Source organism: Kutzneria chonburiensis, from assembly GCF_028622115.1.
Lineage (GTDB): Bacteria > Actinomycetota > Actinomycetes > Mycobacteriales > Pseudonocardiaceae > Kutzneria > Kutzneria chonburiensis.
The window spans coordinates 794,122-813,624 of record NZ_CP097263.1 but is presented as its reverse complement, the minus strand read 5'-3'; the positions used below and the strand labels follow the sequence as shown (position 1 = coordinate 813,624).

At 70.0% G+C, this 19,503-nt stretch carries 22 protein-coding genes; 12 read left to right on the top strand and 10 right to left on the bottom strand.

The genetic code is table 11. From position 1 onward, the window contains the following. The first annotated feature begins 31 nt into the window (after positions 1-31). Together M3Q35_RS03915 and M3Q35_RS03910 are read left to right on the top strand one after the other, a co-directional pair. Complete coding sequence (locus M3Q35_RS03915; RefSeq protein ID WP_273940215.1) at positions 32-1,042, top strand: Dyp-type peroxidase; 1,011 nt, start codon at positions 32-34, stop codon at positions 1,040-1,042. Then, positions 1,039-1,836, top strand: coding sequence for a family 1 encapsulin nanocompartment shell protein (locus tag M3Q35_RS03910; protein WP_273940214.1), 798 nt, complete (start codon positions 1,039-1,041; stop codon positions 1,834-1,836). Before M3Q35_RS03915 ends, M3Q35_RS03910 begins: the two co-directional genes overlap by 4 nt. Here the strand turns inward: M3Q35_RS03910 and M3Q35_RS03905 are convergent. Together M3Q35_RS03905 and M3Q35_RS03900 are read right to left on the bottom strand one after the other, a co-directional pair. After that, positions 1,833-2,225, bottom strand: coding sequence for an NUDIX hydrolase (locus tag M3Q35_RS03905; RefSeq protein ID WP_273940213.1), 393 nt, complete (start codon positions 2,223-2,225; stop codon positions 1,833-1,835). The genes M3Q35_RS03910 and M3Q35_RS03905 overlap by 4 nt on opposite strands. A gap of 10 nt (positions 2,226-2,235) precedes the next feature. Further along, on the bottom strand, positions 2,236-2,424 hold the full coding sequence (locus M3Q35_RS03900) for a hypothetical protein (RefSeq protein ID WP_273940212.1): 189 nt from the start codon (positions 2,422-2,424) through the stop codon (positions 2,236-2,238). 297 nt (positions 2,425-2,721) lie between these two features. Here M3Q35_RS03900 and M3Q35_RS03895 point away from each other — a divergent pair, with 297 nt between their 5' ends. Further along, positions 2,722-4,605, top strand: coding sequence for a discoidin domain-containing protein (locus M3Q35_RS03895; protein ID WP_273940211.1), 1,884 nt, complete (start codon positions 2,722-2,724; stop codon positions 4,603-4,605). Here the strand turns inward: M3Q35_RS03895 and M3Q35_RS03890 are convergent. Both M3Q35_RS03890 and M3Q35_RS03885 read right to left on the bottom strand, forming a co-directional pair. Next, positions 4,598-5,971: an NADP-dependent succinic semialdehyde dehydrogenase gene (locus M3Q35_RS03890; RefSeq protein WP_273940210.1), complete on the bottom strand. Its 1,374-nt coding sequence runs from the start codon at positions 5,969-5,971 to the stop codon at positions 4,598-4,600. The two genes, M3Q35_RS03895 and M3Q35_RS03890, sit on opposite strands and share 8 nt — an antisense overlap. Positions 5,972-6,006: 35 nt before the next feature. Beyond that, entirely contained in the window at positions 6,007-6,135 is a 129-nt protein-coding gene (locus M3Q35_RS03885; protein WP_273944756.1) for a hypothetical protein, read from the bottom strand. Between M3Q35_RS03885 and ku the strand changes: the two genes are divergently transcribed. Beyond that, a complete protein-coding gene (ku, locus tag M3Q35_RS03880; protein ID WP_273940209.1) occupies positions 6,089-6,952 on the top strand; it encodes a non-homologous end joining protein Ku in 864 nt (287 codons plus the stop codon). The genes M3Q35_RS03885 and ku overlap by 47 nt on opposite strands. 84 nt (positions 6,953-7,036) lie before the next feature. Here the strand turns inward: ku and M3Q35_RS03875 are convergent, their stop codons facing one another. Further along, complete coding sequence (locus tag M3Q35_RS03875; RefSeq protein WP_273940207.1) at positions 7,037-7,345, bottom strand: hypothetical protein; 309 nt, start codon at positions 7,343-7,345, stop codon at positions 7,037-7,039. Between the two features lie 307 nt (positions 7,346-7,652). Between M3Q35_RS03875 and M3Q35_RS03870 the strand changes: the two genes are divergently transcribed. Next, on the top strand, positions 7,653-7,892 hold the full coding sequence (locus tag M3Q35_RS03870; RefSeq protein WP_337960556.1) for a hypothetical protein: 240 nt from the start codon (positions 7,653-7,655) through the stop codon (positions 7,890-7,892). Between the two features lie 6 nt (positions 7,893-7,898). Here M3Q35_RS03870 and M3Q35_RS03865 read toward each other — a convergent pair whose 3' ends face one another. From M3Q35_RS03865 to M3Q35_RS03850, 4 genes are all read right to left on the bottom strand, one after another. Next, the gene (locus M3Q35_RS03865; RefSeq protein WP_273940206.1) at positions 7,899-8,714 is read right to left on the bottom strand and encodes a DUF1206 domain-containing protein; all 816 of its coding nucleotides are present in this window, start codon (positions 8,712-8,714) and stop codon (positions 7,899-7,901) included. 37 nt (positions 8,715-8,751) lie between these two features. Beyond that, the gene (locus M3Q35_RS03860) at positions 8,752-9,255 is read right to left on the bottom strand and encodes a mycothiol transferase (protein WP_273940205.1); all 504 of its coding nucleotides are present in this window, start codon (positions 9,253-9,255) and stop codon (positions 8,752-8,754) included. Beyond that, positions 9,252-10,124, bottom strand: coding sequence for an NAD(P)-dependent oxidoreductase (locus M3Q35_RS03855; RefSeq protein ID WP_273940204.1), 873 nt, complete (start codon positions 10,122-10,124; stop codon positions 9,252-9,254). The genes M3Q35_RS03860 and M3Q35_RS03855 overlap by 4 nt, the downstream gene beginning before the upstream one ends. 77 nt (positions 10,125-10,201) lie before the next feature. Next, a complete protein-coding gene (locus M3Q35_RS03850) occupies positions 10,202-11,218 on the bottom strand; it encodes a glycosyltransferase (protein ID WP_273940203.1) in 1,017 nt (338 codons plus the stop codon). Positions 11,219-11,309: 91 nt separating this feature from the next. On the opposite strand from M3Q35_RS03850, the gene M3Q35_RS03845 reads away from it, so the two are divergent. From M3Q35_RS03845 to M3Q35_RS03830, 4 genes are all read left to right on the top strand, one after another. Further along, complete coding sequence (locus tag M3Q35_RS03845) at positions 11,310-12,050, top strand: ATP-binding protein (RefSeq protein WP_273940201.1); 741 nt, start codon at positions 11,310-11,312, stop codon at positions 12,048-12,050. 96 nt (positions 12,051-12,146) lie between these two features. Continuing rightward, positions 12,147-13,190 carry a hypothetical protein gene (locus M3Q35_RS03840; RefSeq protein WP_273940200.1) on the top strand — a complete coding sequence of 348 codons (1,044 nt, stop codon included), beginning with the start codon at positions 12,147-12,149 and terminating at the stop codon, positions 13,188-13,190. A gap of 10 nt (positions 13,191-13,200) precedes the next feature. Further along, on the top strand, positions 13,201-14,001 hold the full coding sequence (locus tag M3Q35_RS03835; protein WP_273940199.1) for a helix-turn-helix domain-containing protein: 801 nt from the start codon (positions 13,201-13,203) through the stop codon (positions 13,999-14,001). Positions 14,002-14,011: 10 nt separating this feature from the next. Further along, positions 14,012-15,199 (top strand): sensor histidine kinase, encoded by a 1,188-nt coding sequence (locus tag M3Q35_RS03830; RefSeq protein ID WP_273940198.1) that lies wholly within the window; start codon positions 14,012-14,014, stop codon positions 15,197-15,199. Positions 15,200-15,471: 272 nt separating this feature from the next. Here M3Q35_RS03830 and M3Q35_RS03825 read toward each other — a convergent pair whose 3' ends face one another. Next, on the bottom strand, positions 15,472-16,056 hold the full coding sequence (locus tag M3Q35_RS03825; RefSeq protein WP_337960554.1) for an SRPBCC family protein: 585 nt from the start codon (positions 16,054-16,056) through the stop codon (positions 15,472-15,474). 137 nt (positions 16,057-16,193) lie between these two features. On the opposite strand from M3Q35_RS03825, the gene M3Q35_RS03820 reads away from it, so the two are divergent. Genes M3Q35_RS03820 through M3Q35_RS03810 form a run of 3 tightly spaced genes read left to right on the top strand, consistent with a single transcriptional unit; the run spans position 16,194 to position 19,502 of the window. Beyond that, positions 16,194-16,454 carry a DUF3040 domain-containing protein gene (locus M3Q35_RS03820; protein ID WP_273940197.1) on the top strand — a complete coding sequence of 87 codons (261 nt, stop codon included), beginning with the start codon at positions 16,194-16,196 and terminating at the stop codon, positions 16,452-16,454. A gap of 16 nt (positions 16,455-16,470) precedes the next feature. After that, positions 16,471-17,166 (top strand): beta-phosphoglucomutase family hydrolase, encoded by a 696-nt coding sequence (locus tag M3Q35_RS03815; protein ID WP_273940196.1) that lies wholly within the window; start codon positions 16,471-16,473, stop codon positions 17,164-17,166. Further along, positions 17,163-19,502, top strand: coding sequence for a glycoside hydrolase family 65 protein (locus tag M3Q35_RS03810; RefSeq protein WP_273940195.1), 2,340 nt, complete (start codon positions 17,163-17,165; stop codon positions 19,500-19,502). Before M3Q35_RS03815 ends, M3Q35_RS03810 begins: the two co-directional genes overlap by 4 nt. Position 19,503: the final 1 nt, after the last annotated feature.

Genomic DNA, 19,503 nt, shown 5'->3' with positions numbered 1-19,503 from the left:
CCGACCAGGTTTCATGCCTAAGATCACCGGCATGGCGAGTGTTGAGCCACAGCCGGTGCTGACGCCGTTGACCGAGGCGGCGATCTTCCTGGTGGCGACGGTGGCGGACGGCGGCGAGGCGACGGTCGCCGAGGTGCTGGCCGACGTCGCCGGCATCACCCGGTCGGTGGGCTTCCGCATCCCCGACGGCGGCCTGACCTGCGTGGTCGGCATCGGCTCCGACGGGTGGGACCGGCTCTACCCGGGCGCGGGCCGGCCGGTCGGCCTGCATCCGTTCACCGAGCTGCGCGGCGACCGGCACACCGCCCCGTCCACGCCCGGCGACCTGCTGTTCCACATCAGGGGCAGCCGCATGGACCTGTGCTTCGAGCTGGCCGACCGACTGGCCCGGCAGCTCGGCCCGGCCGTCGAGATCGTCGACGAGGTGCACGGTTTCAAGTACTTCGACCGCCGGGACCTGCTGGGCTTCGTGGACGGCACGGAGAACCCGACCGGCCGGGCGGCGGCCGAGGCGGTGACGATCGGCGACGAGGACCCGGACTTCGCCGGCGGCAGCTATGTGATCGTGCAGAAGTATCTGCACGACTTGACGTCATGGCACACCTTGTCGACGGAAGAGCAGGAGCGGGTGATCGGCCGCACCAAGCTCGGCGACATGGAGCTGGCCGACGACGTCAAACCGGCGAACTCGCACGTGGCGCTGAACACCGTGGTCGACGAGAACGGCGACGAGCGGGAGATCCTGCGCGACAACATGCCGTTCGGCCATGTCGGCAGCGCCGAGTACGGCACCTACTTCATCGGCTACGCGGCCAGCCCGGACATCATCGAGCTGATGCTGCGCAACATGTTCATCGGCCGGCCGGTCGGCACCACCGACCGGGTGCTCGACTTCTCGACCGCGGTCACCGGAACGCTGTTCTTCGTGCCGACCGCCGATTTCCTGGAGAACCCGCCGGAACCCGACGTGACCGAAACCGACCAGACCGCGGAACCGGTGACGTTCTCGTTGCGTGTCGGCAGCCTGAAAGGGACCCCATGAACAACCTGCACCGGGAACTCGCGCCGATCTCCGAGGCGGCGTGGGCCGACATCGAGGAGGAGGCCCGCCGCACCTTCACCCGCCACGTCGCCGGCCGCCGGGTCGTCGACCTGACCGGCCCGGCCGGCGAGACGCTGTCCGCGGTCGGCACCGGCCACCTCAAGGCTCTCTCCGACGCCGACGGCGTGCTGGTGCGCAGCCGCGAGGTGCAGCCGATCGTGGAGATCCGGGTGCCGTTCACGGTGTCCCGCCGCGCCGTCGACGACGTGGAGCGCGGGGCCAAGGACGCCGACTGGGATCCGGTGAAGGAAGCGGCCAAGCGCATCGCCTTCGTCGAGGACCGGGCGATCTTCGACGGCCTGCGCGGCGCCGACATCGCCGGTGTGCGGGCCGCGACCACGAACGACGCCCTGACGCTGCCGCAGGACGTCCGCGAGTACCCGAACATCGTCGCGCAGGCACTGAGCGCGCTGCGGCTGGCCGGCGTCGACGGGCCGTACACACTGCTGCTGTCGGCCGACGCCTACACGGCGGTGGAGGAGACGACCGACCACGGTTACCCGATCCGCGAGCACCTGTCGCGGGTGATCAAGGGCGGCGACATCATCTGGGCCCCGGCCATCGACGGCGCTTTCCTGCTGTCGGCCCGTGGCGGCGACTACGAGCTGCATCTCGGGCAGGACCTGTCGATCGGCTACCTGTCGCACGACGCCGAGAGCATCGAGCTGTACTTCCAGGAGTCGCTGACCTTCCAGGTGCACACCGGCGAAGCCGGCATCGCCCTACAGGCCTAGACCAGCCCGAGTCGGTGCAGGTCGTCCACGATGGCGTGGACGACCGGCGCCGTCTCCGGCATGGCCGAGTACTGCTCATAGGTGTGGTACCCGCACTCGGCGATCTCCGAGCTGGCCGTGGGCTCGCCGGCGACTTCCCCGAAATAGCAGGTGATCCGCACCTGCGTGCCCGGGCCCTGCCCGTGCGCGTCGCCCTCGAAGACGCCGTACGGCCACGAGGAGAGCAGCGTGCAGCCGGTCTCCTCCAGCACTTCCCGGGTCAGCGCGGCCTGGTCGGTCTCCCCTGGCTCGTACTTGCCGCCGGGCAGGTAGAACGCCTTGCGCCCGTGGGTGCGCACCAACAGCACCCGCGAGTCCCGGACATGCACCAGCGCGACGGTCTCGATCACACCGCAGATCCTAGGAACCGAAGACCCAGCGCTTGATGTCGGGCCGGTAGCCGAGCCCGATCCCGGTGTCCCGGTTGACGACCGTGGCCGTCTCGATCTCGACCGGCACGACGGTCACGGCCGGCTCCCGTCGCGAGAGCATCACCGCCGCCGGCACCGCCACCCCCGCCGTCACGGTCGATGCCATGGTCAGCGCCACCCAGCTCAACCTACGTGTCCGCGTCACAGCCCAGCCCCCAGGTAAGCGATGCACGGATCGTGTCAGCCGGGGCCGTCACGACCATTGTGGAAACATTGAATCCACCGCTGCGGGCCATTTGCGCTTGATCGTTGCAAATTTGCGAAAACTGGTGCTTATCTTGCTCTCCGTTGTCGTGCTGCCTACTGTTTGAGGTCCCTGCCCATCTCGTGCAATGACGGACGAGAGGAACTACGCGTGGAAATCTCCCGCCGGAGGTTCTTAGGCACGACCGCGGCCGCGACAGCCTTGACCGCCTTGCCACTCGGCACCGCAACGGCGTACGCCGCCAGCCCGCCGGGCGACGTCGTCGGCAAGATCACCGTCGGCTACCAGGGCTGGTTCGCCTGTGTCGGCGACGGCGCGCCGATCAACGCCTGGTGGCACTGGAGCAACGACTGGGGCCAGCCGCCGTCGCCGACCAACAACTGGATCAACGTCTGGCCGGACATGCGCGAGTACAGCCGCGGCTACCCGACGGCGTACGGGAATCTCGGCAACGGCCAGCCGGCGACGCTGTTCTCCTCCTACGACCAGCAGGCCGTCGACACGCATTTCTCGTGGATGCACCAGTACGGCTGCGACACCGCGGCCCTGCAACGCTTCAACCCCAACGGCGGCGAGGGCGCAACCCGCGACGCCGTGGCCGCGCGGGTGCGGTCGTCGGCCGAGAAGTACGGCGTGAAGTTCTACATCATGTACGACGTCTCCGGCTGGACCACCATGCAGCCGGAGATCAAGGCCGACTGGACGACCAAGATGTCCGCGCACACGGCATCGCCGATGTACGCGCGGCAGAACGGCAAACCGGTGGTCTGCATCTGGGGCTTCGGCTTCAGCGACGGCAACCACCCGTGGGACGCCGGCACCTGCCTGGACGTGATCAACTGGTTCAAGGGCCAGGGCTGCTACGTGATCGGTGGCGTGCCGAGGGAATGGCGGGTCGGCGGGGCCGGCACCCGCACCGGGTTCATCGACACCTACCACGCGTTCAACATGCTCTCGCCGTGGATGGTCGGCGCGATCAGCGACGCGGGAGGATCCGACAACATCTACAACACGATCAACATCGGCGACCAGGCCGACTGCAACAGCCATGGCATCGACTACCAGCCCTGCGTGCTGCCCGGCGAGGTGCACGCCCGGCAGCGGGCCCACGGCGACTTCATGTGGCGGCAGTTCTACAACATGGTTCGTGTTGGGGCGCAAGGCATCTACATCTCCATGTTCGACGAGTACGGCGAGGGCAACCAGATCGCCAAGTCGGCCGAGACCTCGGCGATGCTGCCGGTCAACTCCGGCATGCTGGCACTGGACGAGGACGGCACCCCCTGCTCGTCCGACTACTACCTGCGGCTCACCGCCGACGGCGGCCGCATGCTCAAGGGTCAGATCGCTGTGACACCAACACGTCCGACACCACCGGTGCTGGGCGGCGGTGGCGACACCCAGGCACCGTCCGTCCCAAGTGGACTCCACGTCACCGCGCACACGGCAACTTCGGCGGGCCTGGCCTGGACCGCGTCCACCGACAACGTCGGCGTCACCGGTTACCGGATCTTCGCCAACGGCTCCCAGGTCGGCACCACGGCGTCGACCTCCTTCACCGCCAACGGTTTGACGCCGTCGACCGCGTACAGCTTCACCGTGACCGCACAGGATGCCGCCGGAAACTCCTCCCCTGCCTCGGCGGCCGCCTCCGTGACCACGGATCCCGGCGGCAACACCAACCTGGCGTTGAACCGGCCGACCGCCGAATCCAGCCACACCCAGGTCTACGGGTCCGGCAACGCCGTGGACGGCAACTCCGGCACGTACTGGGAAAGCGCTAACAATGCGTTCCCGCAATGGCTTCAGGTCGACCTCGGCGGCTCGACCCCGGTCAGCCGGATCGTGCTCACGCTGCCGCCGGTAGCCGCCTGGGGCGCCCGTACCCAGACGTTGTCCGTGTCCGGGTCGGTCGACGGCAGCACCTTCACCACGCTCGTCGGGTCGACCGGCTACACGTTCGATCCCAACACCGGCAACACCGTCACCATCCCGGTGCCGGCCGGCAGCCGCCGGTACCTGCGGCTGACGTTCACCGCCAACACCGGCTGGCCGGCCGGACAGGTCTCGGAGTTCCAGGTATTCGCTAGTTGATCCAGACCGCCTTGGCGTTGCAGAACTCCTTGATGCCCACGGCGGAGAGCTCGCGGCCGTAGCCGGAGTTCTTCACGCCGCCGAAGGGCAGGTGCGGGTACGAGGCCACCATGCCGTTGATGAACACCAGGCCCGCATCGAGATCGCGGACGAAGCGGTCGCGCTCGCCGTCGTCGGACGTCCAGGCGTTGGCGCCAAGACCGAAGCTGGTCGCATTGGCCAGCGCGACCGCTTCGTCGTAACTGTCCACTCGGTACAGTGCCGCCACCGGCCCGAACACTTCTTCCTTGAACATCCGCATCTTCTCGGTGACGCCGGCGATCACGGTCGGCGGGTACCACCAGCCGTCCCGCTCCGGCACTTCGCCGCCGACCAGCACCTGCGCGCCGCCTTCGACCGCGTCAGCCACCAGCTCGGCGACGTCCTGGCGGCCCTGCTCGGTCGCCAGCGGGCCCACGTCGGTGGACTCCCGCATCGGGTCGCCGAGCGTCAGCTGCGACATCGCCTTCACGAAGTGCTCGGTGAACTCGTCGTAGGCGTCGGTGTGCACGATGAAGCGCTTCGCCGCGATGCAGCTCTGACCGTTGTTCTGGCAGCGGGCCGTCGCCGCGACCTCGGCGGCGCGGGCCAGGTCGGCGCTCGGCATCACCACGTACGGATCGGATCCGCCCAGCTCCAGCACGGTTTTCTTCAGGTGCTTGCCCGCCTCGGCGGCCAGCGACCGACCGGCCCCTTCACTGCCGGTGAGCGTCGCCGCCTGCACGCGGTCGTCAGCGATGATGTCGGCGACCTTGTCCGAGCCGACCAGCAGCGTCTGGAACGCACCCTCGGGGAAACCGGCCCGCACGAACAGTTCGCCCAGGTAGAGGGCGGTTTGCGGGACGTTGGAGGCGTGCTTGAGCAGGCCGGCGTTGCCGGCCATCAGCGCCGGCGCGGCGAATCGGACCACCTGCCACAGCGGAAAGTTCCAGGGCATGACCGCCAGCACCACGCCCAGCGGCTGATACGTCACGTAGGCGCTCCTGGCGTTCACCGCCTCGGCGTCGGCCGGCACGTCGGCCAGGAAATCCTCGGCGTGCTCGGCGTAGAACCGCATCCCGGTCGCACACTTGTTCGCCTCGGCCTTGGCCGCGACCAGCGTCTTGCCCATCTCCGTGGTCATCGTCTCGGCGATCTCGGACGCCTCGTTGTCCAGCAGTTCCGCCGCCCGCCGCAGCCACGTCGCGCGTTGCGCGAAACTCGTCCGGCGGAGCTCGTCGAAGCCCGCACGCGCGTTCGCGATCCGGCGCTCGACCTCGGCGTCGGTGTGCGGCTCGAAGGAGCGTTCCGTGCGTCCCGTCGTCGGGTTCACCGTAGCGATGGCCATGCTTTCGGGTGCCCGCCCGCGGTGTCGCCAAACCGTCACACCTGGCGCATCGCCCCGATCTCGCTCACCATGGAGAACAGGTCGTCAGCCCTGGTCAGCGGCCGGAGGGTGTGCACCATGCGGGCGATGTGGAAGGGGACGGTGGCCTTCGGACTGGTCGCCATCCCGATCAACCTGTACGCGGCGACCGAGAACAAGGGCGTCCAGCTGCGGCAGGTGCACGAGGCCGACGGCGGGCGGATCCAGTACAAGCGCTGGTGTTCGGTCGAGGACGCCGAGGTGCCGTACGCCGAGATCGCCAAGGGGTACGAGCTCGAGGACGGGCGCATGGTCGTGCTCACCGACACCGAGCTGTCCAGCCTGCCGCTGCCCACCCAGAAGACCATCGACGTGCTCGAGTTCGTGCCGCTGGCCGCCATCGATCCGCTGTTCTTCGACAAGGCCTACTACCTCGAGCCGCAGAAGTCCGCCGTCAAGCCTTACGTGCTGCTGCGCGACGCCCTGCACAAGTCCGGGCACGTCGCCATCGCCAAGGTCGCCCTGCGCCAGCGCGAGGTCCTTGCCGTGCTGCGGGTGCACAACGACGTGCTCACCATGTCAACCATGCTGTGGCCCGACGAGGTCCGTACGCCCGATTTCGCCTTCCTGCAACAGGATTCGCCGCAGGTGCGGGAGCAGGAGCTGACCATGGCCGGTCAGCTCATCGACTCGTTGGCCGAGCCCGTCTTCGAGCCCGACCGCTACCAGGACAGCTACCGGCAGGCGTTGGAGAACCTGATCGACGCCAAGATCGAGGGCGAGGAGGTCACCACCCCGCCCGGCGTCGAGCAGACCGCCGAGGTCGTCGACCTCATCAGTGCCTTGCAGGCCAGCGTCAAGGCCGCCAGCCGCCCTTCGTCGTCGCGCAAGCCCGCCGCCAAGAAACCCGCTGCCGTCGAGAAGAAGCCGCCCGCCAAACGCCGCCCCACCCGCAGCGCTTGACGGTAGGTTCCGGGCTCACCCCGGATTCGCCACATGCGCTTCCCACTTGCGCCCTGGTGCCACATAGGAAGCGCATGTGGCGAATCAGCCGGCGACGGCCTCCGGCGTCCAGCGCTCGTCCCCATCGCAGGCGTAGCCGTCGAAGGGGTCCTGCTCCGCCGCCGTCACCAGGCTGGCGACCTCGTCACGAGTCCGGGGCTGCCGGTAGACGAACTCGTTGTAGAAGTCGCCGCCGTAGAGCACGTGACGTGGGGCGTGCAGTCGAGCGCACCAACAGTTGTCGGTCTGCCCGGTGTAGAACGGGCCCGGCACGTTCAACCAGTGCCTTTCCGCCCACTTCCGACCGTCGGCCGGGGTGAGAAGCCCCGGCGGAACGTACGAGCTCGGGTCCACCAGCTTCCTCCGGGCTGCTCGGCGAGCCGGGCTGGAATGAGCAGCCCCGAATCGAGCCTACTCGGCGAACCTGGGAGGGGCTCTTCGTTCAAGATCAACCGGGATCCGCTCGGCCGAGGTTGTCAGGGCGGTCTGGTTGGATTGATTCGGGGGCTGCTCGATCCGGCCCCACGCGGCGGGCGCGTCGGATGCCCCACCCACCCACCGCCATACACCGCCTCACCATCGAGCACCGACCGGCCCCGGGGACGACACGCCGGGCGGTTGTGCGAGACTCTGCGGCCTCGCGGTGGTAGCAAGAAAGGCCGTGAGGGTCAATCGCACGGAGGGCACAACAATGGAGTGCGTCAACTGCACTCGGGGTCTGGACCACTGCCACGGCACGCTGATCGTGCACACCACCGAGTTCGTCGAGTGCACGGAACTGCTGTGCGAGAGCCACGAGGAGACGCGCCACCTGGCGATCGTGGACTGCAGCGCGGTGGACGGCGGCTGTGACTGCGTCTCGGTGCCGGCCGACGAGATCCGGCACGACAACGTGGCGTAAAGAGGCTCACATTCGGCGGCAGCGGGCGTCGCCGAAGCAGTAGAGGCCGAAAGCGGCAAAGCCGAGGGCGACGGCGATCAGCAGCACGACGCCGAAGGGCTGGCCGGCCATGGTGTGCAACGCCTTGTCCAGGCCGCCGGTCTTGGACGGGTCGGCGGTGATCGCGGCGATGGCGGTGAGCACGCCGATCACGCCGTAGGAAACACCCTTGGCGATGTAGCCGACGACGCCGAGCAACTCGACGACGCGGCCGGTCTTGGACGGCAGCCTGGTCAGGTCGAGGTCCTCGAGGAACTTCCGCGACGCCCCGCGATAGGCGATGATGCCGGCGGAAATCAGGACCACCACGGCGACGGCGATCACCAACGCGGGCCCGGCGGGTAGGCCGAGCAGCTTGGCGGTGGCGTCCTGCTCCCCCTGGTTGCCGGAGCTGCCCCCGCCGGAGACGGTCAGCTTGATCGCGTACGTCGCGAGCCCGAGCACCACGATGCCACGTCCGGCAACGCCGAGCCGACGCCGTAATCGCTTCTTCTCGTCCTGCATCCACCGGTACCCGACGGCGGCGGCGAGCAGCTGCCACAGGCCGAAGCCGACCAGCAACACGGCCAGGATCCATAACAGCACCTCGCCGAACGGCTGCGCGGCGATGGTCGACACCGCGCCCTTCTGGTCGGCCTCGCCACCGCCGCCGAACGCGATCTGGGCGGCCAGCCACGCGACCATCAGGTGCACCACGCCGTACCCGCCCATGCCGAGCCGGCCGATGATCTGCACCGGCCGGCTGGTCTCCGCCTGTTTCGCCTCTTGTGTCGCTCTTCCCATGCCGCGGGGATTCCCTTGACGCGGCCGGGACGAAACGTCAACCAGGCAGGACGCCGCGGACGAACGCGGCCTGGCCGGCGTGCTGGATGTCGTCGTCGACCACGCTGACCAGACGCACACCGAGCGTGACCGGAGGATCCCAGCGGCGGTCGACGACCTGGTCGAGGTCGGCGTCGCCGAGCTTGGCGACGTAGGCGATGGTCCGCGCGTAGACGGCGTCGAAGTAGCCGGCGAGCAGATCCGCGGAGACGCGCACGGCGGCGACGTCGTCGGAGTCGTGGCCGTAACCGGTGGCGTCCTCGTCGAACGGCAGCGAGAAGCGCTCGGCCCAGCCTTCGGCCGTCCACGCCTGCGGCACGCCGGCAACCTCGGACACGTGGTCGTCCTGCACGCGCGTGAGGTGCCACACCAGCCACGCGATGGAGTTGGCCTCGGGCGTCACACGCCACGCCAGTTGGTCGGCGTTGAGCCCGTCCACCACCTCGTGCACGACGCCGTGGACCCGGCCGAAGCCGTCGGTGAGCAGCTCGGCGATGTTCACTGGGCGTCCTCCTGACCGTGCGTGACGAAGACGGCGGACATGTCGCTGTCGCCGTGTCCGGCGGCCGCGGCGCTCTCGTACTGCGACCGGATGGCGGTCATCAGCCGGTCGTCGGCCCCGGCCGACCGCAGCGCGGCGGCGATCAGCCCGGCGTCCTTGACCGCCCCGTCGAGGCTGAACGCGGCCGGGAACTCGCCTGCGATCATCGCTCGGCCCTTGAGCTGCGCATACCCGTTGTCCAGACCGCCGCCGGCGATCAGGTCCAGGAACAGCTGCGGGTCCAGCCCAAGATTGCGGGTCAGCGCGAGGGCCTGCGCGGTGCCGGCGGTCAGGGACAGCACCCACGAGTTGGCGGCCAGCTTGAGCCGGTGCCCGTCACCCGCTCGCGGCCCGACCCACAGCGTGCGCGTGCCGATCGCGTCGAACACGGGCGCGAGCGCGTCCTGCAAGCCCGAGTCGCCACCGGCCAACACGATCAGTTTGCCGTCCTCGGCCGGCTGCCGGCTGCCCAGCACCGGGGCGTCCACGTACGGCACATTGTGCTTGGCCGCCAACGAGGCAAGCGCTTCCACGCCGTCGAGACCGACGGTCGCGCATTGCGCCCACACGGCCTCGGACTTCATCGCGCCGATGGCCTCGGTCATCACCGCGCCGACGGATTCGGCGTCGAAAAGCATGGTCACCACGACATCGGCGCCGGCCACCGCGGCCACCGGATCCTCGGCCACGGTCGCGCCGTCGGCGGCCAGCGGGCGGGCCTTGTCCGCACTGCGGTTCCACACCGTCACGTCCAGGCCGGCCCGGAGCAGGCTGCGGGCCATGCCGGCCCCCATCAGCCCGGTCCCGAGCACCGTCACTGCCTTGGTCACGACCACGACTCCTCTCCCACGCTGCGGTAAAGCTTTACCGCAGCGTCAACGGCCCGGGCAAGATCAACCGGACGAGATCAACCCAGGGCCGGCGCGATGCCGTACGCGGCGCGAGCGTAGGCCCGTGAGGTGTCGGCGGCCACCCTTTCCCAGGAATAGCGGGCACACGCGCGATCACGGCCGGCCGCGCCGAAAGCCTCGCGCAGCGCCGGATCACCCAGCATGTGGCGAATCGCACGCAGCAGGTCGGCCGGCCGCAGCGGCGGCACGAGCAGCCCGGTCACCTCGTGCACCACGGTGTCGGTCAGCCCGCCGACCGCCGAGGCGATCACCGGCACGCCGCTGGCCATCGCCTCCAGCGCGATGGTGGCGAACGTGCTGCGGGCCGGCGTGCACGTGACGATGTCGGCCGACCGGTACAGCGCCGCCATGTCCTCGACCGGACCCAGCAGCCGCACCCGGTCCTCGACGCCGTAGTGCCGGGCACAGCGGATCAACCGCTCCGCCTCGGCATTGCCGTGCACCGGGCCGCCGGCGATGACGAACTCGACGTCGTTGAGCGCGGCCAGCACGCTGACGATCAGGTCGAACCGGTGGTAGACCGCGATGTCCCCGACGCCGAGCAGCCGAAAGCGCTGTCCCCTGGCCGCCGCCGGACCGTCCGGAGTGAACTGCTGATGATCGACCCCGTGCGGCACCACGGTGATCTGGCCGCGCGGCACGCCGAGCGCCGCCAGCCGCCGAACCTGAGCACCACCCGCGGCCAGCACCCGGTCGACCCGTCGGCACACCAGCCGCTCCAGCCGCTGCACCTCCGGGTCGAAGCTCACGGTGGTCGGCACGGTCAGCACCTTGGCGATCGACCGGTCACCGACGGCCAGCGCCGAGGCCATGCCCGACAGCCACGAATGGGCGTGCACCACCTCGGGCGGCTCCGCCCGCCAGCTCTCCCGCAGCCGCTCGACCAGCCCGGCGTCGACCTCGCCGTGACCGGGCACGACTTCCTCGTGACTCACCTGGTGCCCCTGGGCGGCCAGCGCCGAGGTGAGCGCGGTGAGCGGCCGCGAGGGCTCGCCGACCATCGCAATTCTCACCTTCGCAGGCTTTCCGATCCGGGCCGAGCCAAAACCTCGGTCCTCAACGGACAGGTGTATGGCGCTGCACGCCGGGTAGTCCGTGTCCGACATGACAGGTTCCACGCTCACGGTCGACGTCACCCACCGGGGACACGCGACGATCGCCCGGGTCTCCGGTGAGATCGGTCTGCGCACGGTCGATCAGCTGCGCACGGCGCTGCTCAAATGCCTCGCCGACCAGCCCTCCGGCCTGGTCGTCGAACTCGACGACGTGACCATCGGCGCGCCGGTCGCGCTGAACGCCTTCGGCACGCTGGCCCGGCGCGCGGCCGAGTGGCCCGGCATCCTGCTGGCGCTGGCCGTTCCGCCCGGTCCGGTACGAGAGTTGTTGCGGCACACGGCTTTGGACCGCGTGGTGCCGACCTTCGCCGGTGTCGCCGAGGCCGTCCGGGCGCTGGGCACGGTGCCCGAGCACCAACAGGCCTCGGTGCAGTTGCCGGCCGCGGTCGACAGCGCGGCCGAGGCCAGGCGCTTCGTCGACGACACCTGTGACGCGTGGCAGATCGACGGTTTACGCGAGGACGCCTGTCTGATCGCGTCCGAGCTCGTGGAGAACGCCGTCCGGCACGGGCATTCCGCGGCCGGGCTGCGGTTGGACCTGTCCCGTGGAGTCCTCACGATCGCCGTCCGCGACGACGCCCCGGCGCCGCCGCGACGCCGCCTGGTCGGCACCGCGCCGACCGGCGGCCGCGGCGTGTTCATCGTCGACGTCATCGCCCGGGCCTGGGGATACGCCCCGACCTGGGCCGGCGGCAAGGTCGTCTGGGCCGTGCTCGCCGACGGTGCTTGAGCCGACAATCACCCGTACGAGTGGATTGGACCGATCTTCATCGGTCCACTTGGGACGGTGGTGCGACGCTGGTGGGACCCGCGGAGGAGGTCGCCCATGCGAATCGGCCGCATCCTGTCCCTGTCCGTGCTGCTGGTCGCGACCGTCGCGGCCCCGGTCGTGCGAGCCGGCGCCGACCAGCCCCTGCCGGCCACCGCACCGCTGCCGGCCGATCCCGCGCCGCTCGCCGCCGCGCCGGACGCCGTGACGCCACCCTCGGCCGGCGGCTCCAACTACGACTTCTACTACCTCAACGGCTGCTACCGCGAGCCGTACAACGTCATCAGCGGCTTCTCCCGGGCCCCGGACATGATCCGCCTCCAGCTCGGCCAGATGCGCAAGGCCGGCCAGGACCGGCTGACCATCGGCGTCTTCCACCACCACGGCCCGGGCGGCGGCGCGGTGATGGACTCCACCGGCGGCACGCTCTCGCCGGCCGACCTGAAGAACTTCACCGACCTGCTGGCCACCGTGAAGACCGCCGGCTTCGCCGAGGTGACAGTGGCGTTCAACTCCCAGTACCCCAGCAATCCCAGCGACTGGGGGTCATGGCGGCAGGACCTGTACGACGAGAACTGGCAGCTCATCCAGAAGGTGCACGACCTCGTCACCGCGGCCAGGCTGCCGTACCGGATCGACCTGGGCAACGAGCTGACGCCGTCCACCGGCCAGAGCATCGTGGTCCGCTACGACCAGCAGCTGTGGCGGGACTACACGGCCAGGTACGGCACCGCCGACACGGTCGGCTTCTCGGTCAACAGCAACGATCCCGGCCAGATCCCCAATGTGGCCAAGGTCTACGGCAGCACTCCGCCGCCGGTGTTCGACCTGCACATCTACGGCGACGAGTACAACCAGTTCGTCGGCGACGACCGGCAGCTGCGCCGGCAGGGCTACGCCACGCAGCCGGTGATCGTCGGCGAGTCGTTCTACAACGACCCGGTGGCCGCGGACGGGTTCGCCAAGGGCAGCAAGGACAGCGGCCGGCGGATCCTGTACCTGACCCAGTGGCCCAAGACCCGGGAGAACACCCCGCAGTGCGACCAGGTCGACGTGGCCCCGCCGCTGGACTTCGCCGCCTACCGCGCGGCCGGGTTCTAGACTGGCGAACGTGACGAACCGTCTCGGCGACTACCTGCGGGCCCGGCGTGAGCAGGTCCGGCCGGCCGATGTCGGCCTGCCCGCGGGCGGCGGACGGCGGCGGGTGCAGGGGCTGCGCCGGGAGGAGCTGGCGCTGCTGGCCGGCATCAGCAGCGACTACTACATGCGCCTCGAGCAGGGCCGCGACCAGCATCCGTCCGGACAGGTGCTGGACGCGCTGGCGACCGTGCTGCGGCTGGACCCACAGGCCACGGCCTATCTGCACGAACTGGCCCGGCCGATAACGCCCCGACGCAGCGAGCAGGTCCCGGCGAGCATCCTGCACCTGATCGACAGCTGGCCGGCGACGCCTGCGTATGTCCAGGACCGGCTGACCACCGTCGTCGCGGCCAACCGCGCGGCCACCGCCCTCGGCCCGTGCTACGCGGTCGGTGTGAACCTGATGCGGACGGTCTTCCTCGACCCGGCCGAGCGGGAGTTCCGGCTGGACTGGGACGAGACCGTGACGGACGGTGTCGGCATCCTGCGGGCCTCGTTCGGCGCCGACCTGGACGATCCGGACCTGGTGGCGCTGGTCGAGGAGCTGTCGGCCGGCAGCGAGCGGTTCCGGGAGCTGTGGGCGCGGCACGACGTGCGGGCCCGCGCCGGGCACATGGTCCGGTTCGCGCACCCCATCGCCGGCCCGCTGGACCTGCACAGCGAGAAATTGCCCATCGCCAACACCGCGCTGACGCTGGTGGTGTTCCACGCCGAGGCCGGTACGGCCAGCGCCGACGCGGTGCAACGGCTGGTTGCCGGCGAACGGGTCTGAAGCGGACGCCATGCGGAAGTGGGTGGTGGACACCGGGCTGGGGTTCGCACGGGCGTGCGTCGTTTTCGCGGTCAGCATGCTGGTGCCGGCGGTCTGGGCCGCCGCGGTGGGGATCTGGCAGTGGTGGGGCGGCACTGCGTGGTCGTGGATCGCGCCGTTCGTGTGGGCGGCCATCGGCACGGCGTTGCTGGCCCGTCCGGTGTGCCGGATGTTCCGCGCGCTGGTCCTGCGCTGGTCGCAGGTCGAGATTCCGGACGGCTATCGGCCGCTTCCCGCTGTCACCGAGCTGTCCACCGGCTACTGGTGGAACGGCTATTCCTACTCACGGTCGGCCCGGGACGCCCGGCGGGAGCTGCGGCTGCGGACCTGGTTCCGGGATCCGGCCGGCTGGCGTGACCTGCGGTTCGTGCTGGTCGCCCCGGTCACGGTCGGCCTGGTCGCGGCTGTACCGCTGGCCGGTATCGCCGTCGCGGTGCTGATCAACGTCCCGGTCGGCGTGATCATCACGGTCGTCGCGTCGCCGTTCGTGTGGCGGGTCGCCGAGCCGATGATCGTTCGCCTGCTGCGGCCGCTCAGCGTCCGGGTCAAGGAACTGGAGACGCAGCGGGCCGACACCACGGTCGCCCAGGCCTCGGAGATCCGCCGCATCGAACGGGATCTGCACGATGGCGCGCAGGCGCGGCTCGTCGCCCTCGGCATGTCACTGGCGACCGCCGAGCGGTTGTTGCAGACCAATCCCGACCAGGCCGTCGAACTGCTCCGCGAGGCCCGGGCCGGCGCGGCCGCGTCGCTGACCGAACTTCGTGACCTCGTAAAGGGAATCAGCCCGCCGCTGCTGACCGAGCGCGGCCTCGTCGACGCCGTCCGGGCACTGGCCCTCGACAGTCCACTTGAGACACTCGTGGACGCTTCGCTCCCCCGGCTCGACCCGCCCATCGAGTCCGCACTGTACTTCGCCATAGCCGAGCTGCTGGCCAACGTCGGCAAGCACGCCCAGGCCACGCAGGCCCGGATTTCCCTGACCCGGCAAGCCGCCGCGATCGTCATCGAGGTGGCGGACGACGGTCGCGGCGGCGTGGTCGAAGCCGGCGGGCTCAGCGGTCTCCGGCGGCGCATCGCCGTCTTCGACGGCCGCCTGGACATCACCAGCCCACCCGGCGGCCCCACCGTGGCCCGCATCGTGCTACCCGCCCCATGATCAAGGGACCGATCCTCGCGTTGAACGTCAGGAAGGACCCCTTCCTGACACCGCCGCCAAGATCAAGGGACGAATCCTGGCGTTCAACGTCAGTAAGGGGCCCTTCCTGACACAACTAGCGGTAGTCCTCGGGATCCAGCGGAACCGGGTCCTCCAGTTCCTCCGGTGCGTCCGGGTCGTCCGGCGCCACCGGCCCTGAACCGTGCCCCGGCCGGGGTCACCGACGGGGCGGTTCTCGTCCGGCTGGGGCTCGGGGTCGATGGGGGGCACGGTCATGGCTGCATCCTCGGCAGGCCAGGGCCGGGAATGCCCGGGTAGATCGGCCGGGCCTCGACATCGGCCGGGTCGTCACGTCCGGCGGCGGCGTCGTCGCGGGCCGGCGGATGCGGCATCGGGGACTGCGGCGGGGCGTCGATGTTGCCGCGCCACGCGCCGGTCTCGTGCCCCTGCTGCTCGATGTACTCCTTGAAGCGCTGGAGGTCGCCGCTGACCCGGCCGCCGACGATGCCCAGCGCCGCACCGGCCTTCTCGGCCAGGGTGTCGGGCTCGTATTCCATCTGCAGGCTGACCCGCGTGGAGTGCTCGTCGAGCCGGTGGAAGGTCACCACGCCGCCGTGCGAGGGACCCTCGGTGGTGTGCCAGGCGACCCGCTCGTCCGGGTGCTGCTCGGTGATCTCCGCGTCGAACTCGCGGTGTGCGCCGGCGACGGTGGTCTCCCAGTGCGTGGTCCGGTCGTCAACCTGGATGACGCGTTCCACGCCTTCCATGAAGTAGGGGAACGACTCGAACTGCGTCCACTGGTTGTAGGCGGTGCGCACCGGCACCAGCACATCGATGCTCTTCTCGATGGTGGTCATCGCTGTCTGCTCCTCTCTTCACGGTTCGGGTACCCGGGTCGGCGTCGCTCAATCGCACGCGTTTTCGCCGGTGCCGGACGCGGTACCCACGCGGGGGTGGCCCGTGCGGTCGGGCCGGCGGTGAAGTGGAGCGGTCGATGTTGAGTCAGAACGAGCGTCGCCAACTGGAGGAGATCGAACGACGGCTACGCAACGAGGATCCGCGCCTGGCCAGCCGGCTGACCCTGAACTGGGTGGTGCGTCATCGGTGGATCGTGCTCGCGACGGGTATTCTCGGTGCTGCCTTGTTCGCGCTGGGCTGCGTGTGTGCCAGCGGCACGCTCGCCATCTGGGGATTCGTGATGGCGGCCGTGTGCGGCACGCTGCTGTTCCGGCACCGGACCCGCAGGCGCGGCTGAGGGGAGTGACAACCGAGTGCTCGGTGTCCCGGATTCCACCAGGGCGCTGCTGTTCGACATGGACGGCGTGCTGACGAAAACCGCCGTGGTGCACGCGAAGGCGTGGCAGCAGGCGTTCGACGAGTTCCTGGCCTCCCGGGGCGATCCCTACGAGCCGTTCGACCCGGTCGTGGACTACGACGAGTACGTGGACGGCAAGCCGCGGGCCGACGGGGTGCGCAGCTTCCTCCAGGCGCGCGGCATCCCCTTCGACGAGGACCTGGTCCGCCGCATCGGCGACCACAAGAACGACCTGGTGCAGGAGCTGATCCGCCGCGACGGCGTCGAGGCGTACCAGGGCTCCCGCCAGTACCTGGACGCGGCGGTGGCCGCCGGCCTGTCGCGGGCCGTGGTCTCCTCCAGCGCCAACACGCGCGAGGTGCTGGTCGCCGCCGGTCTCGACGGCTACTTCCAGGCCGAGGTGGACGGCATCGTGGCGGCCGTGCGCCGGCTGAAGGGCAAGCCGGCCCCCGACACGTTCCTCGCCGCGGCCAAGGAGCTGGGCGTCGAGCCGTCCGAGGCGGTCGTGTTCGAGGACGCGCTGGCCGGGGTCGAGGCCGGGCACGCCGGCAAGTTCGGCTTCGTGGTCGGCGTCGACCGGGTCGGGCAGGCCGACGCGCTGCGCCGGCACGGGGCCGACCACGTCGTCAAGGACCTGGCGGACCTGCTGTGATCCCCAACCCCGACTTCTCCGTCGAGCCGTGGCGACTACGTGAGTGCACGCTCAACCTGGACCTGCTGGCCCAGGCCGAGTCGCTGTTCGCGCTGTCCAACGGCCACATCGGCTGGCGCGGCAACCTCGACGAGGGTGAGCCGCACGCGCTGCCCGGCAGCTACCTCAACGGGGTGCACGAGGTGCGTCCGCTGCCCTATGCCGAGCGCGGCTACGGCAATCCCGAGGACAGCCAGACGGTCATCAACGTGACCAACGGCAAGGTGATCCGGCTGCTGGTCGACGACGAGCCGCTGGACCTGCGCTACGGCACCCTGGTCAGCCACGAGCGCACTCTGGACTTCCGCACCGGGCTGCTCACGCGGGAGATCCACTGGGTGTCGCCGGCCGGCAAGGCGGTCAAGGTCCGTTCGACCCGGCTGGTGTCGTTCACGCAGCGGGCCGTCGCGGCGATCGGCTACGAGGTGGAGGCGGTCGACAAGACGGTCCGCGTGGTGATCCAGTCGGAGCTGATCGCCAACGAGGAGCAGCCGGCGCAGTCCGACGACCCGCGGTCCTCGGCCGTGCTGGCCCGGCCGCTGGCCGCCGTGATGCACGCCGCCCACGGCACGAAAGCCGTTCTGGTGCACCGGGTTGAGCACAGCGGGCTGGGCGTGGCGGCGGCGATGGACCACACCGTGTCCGGTGAGGACGAGCTGCCCTGCCGCACCGAGGTCGAACCCGATCTGGCCCGGTTCTCCGTGGGCAACCGGCTGGAACCGGGGCAGAAGCTCGGTTTCGCCAAGTTCGTGGCCTACGGCTGGTCCAGCACCCGGTCCGTGCCGGCGCTGCGGGACCAGGTCGAGGCGGCGCTGGCCGCGGCCAAGGTGACCGGCTGGGACGGCCTGGTGGCCGAGCAGAAGGAGTTCCTGGACCGGTTCTGGCGCGACGCCGACGTGGAGGTGGACGGCGACGCCGAGGTGCAACAGGCGGTCCGGTTCGCCCTGTTCCACGTGCTCCAGGCGGCCGCGCGGGGCGAGCGGCGGGCCATCGCGGCCAAGGGGCTGACCGGCCCCGGCTACGACGGGCACGCGTTCTGGGACACCGAGATGCTGGTGCTGCCGGTGCTGACCTACACGTACCCGGAAGCGGTCGCGCATGCCCTGTGGTGGCGGCACGACACCATCCCGCTGGCCCAGGACCGCGCCGCGCAGCTGGGATTCGACGGCGCCGCCTTCCCGTGGCGGACGATCACCGGCTTGGAGTGCTCGGGCTACTGGCCGGCCGGCACCGCCGCGTTCCACCTCAACGCCGCCATCGCCGCCGCCGTCACGCGCTACGTGAGCGCCAGCGGTGACGAGGAGTTCGCCGCGGCCGCCGGCATCGCGCTGCTGGTCGAGACCGCGCGGCTGTGGCGGTCACTCGGCCACCACAACAGCGAGGGCCGGTTCTGCATCGACGGCGTGACCGGTCCTGACGAGTACAGCGCCATTGCCGACAACAACGTGTACACGAACCTGATGGCCAAGAAGAACCTGATGGCCGCCTACGAGTACGTGCACCGCTTCCCCGACCGGGCCCGTGAGCTGGGCGTCGGCGAGGAGGAGGCCGCGGCCTGGCACGACGCCGCCAAGGCGGTGCTGGTGCCGTACGACGAGGCGCTGGGCGTGCATCCGCAGTCCGACGGCTTCACCCGGCACCAGGAATGGGACTTCGCCCGGTCCGAGTACCCGCTGCTGCTGCACCACCCGTACTTCGACATCTACCGCAAGCAGGTGGTCAAGCAGGCCGACCTGGTGCTGGCCATCATGCAGTGCCCGGAGGAGTTCACGCCGGAGCAGAAGGCCCGCGACTTCGACTACTACGAGCGGATCACCGTACGGGACTCGTCGCTGTCGGCGTGTGTGCAGGCCGTGGTGGCGGCCGAGGTCGGGCAGTTGCAGCTGGCCCACGACTACACGGCCGAGGCAGCGCTGATGGACATCGCCGACCTCGAGCACAACACCGCCGACGGCCTGCACATCGCCTCGCTGGCCGGCGCGTGGATCGCCCTGGTCAACGGGCTCGGCGGTTTGCGTCAGGACGGCGGCATGCTGCGTTTCGCACCGCGGCTGCCACCGGGTCTGTCCCGGCTGAAGTTCACTGTGCGGCAACGGGATTCACGGATCCGGGTGACCGTGACGCCGTCGTCCGCCCGGTACGAGGTGGACGGTCCGGACGAGCTGACGATCGTCCATCATGGACAGACCGTGCGGCTGGACTCCGTGCAGGAGCTGGCCATTCCGCCCGCTCCCCGCGTGCGACCCAGCGAGCAACCCCCGGGCCGCGCTCCTCGGCGGCGTGACGTGGAGGACTGAG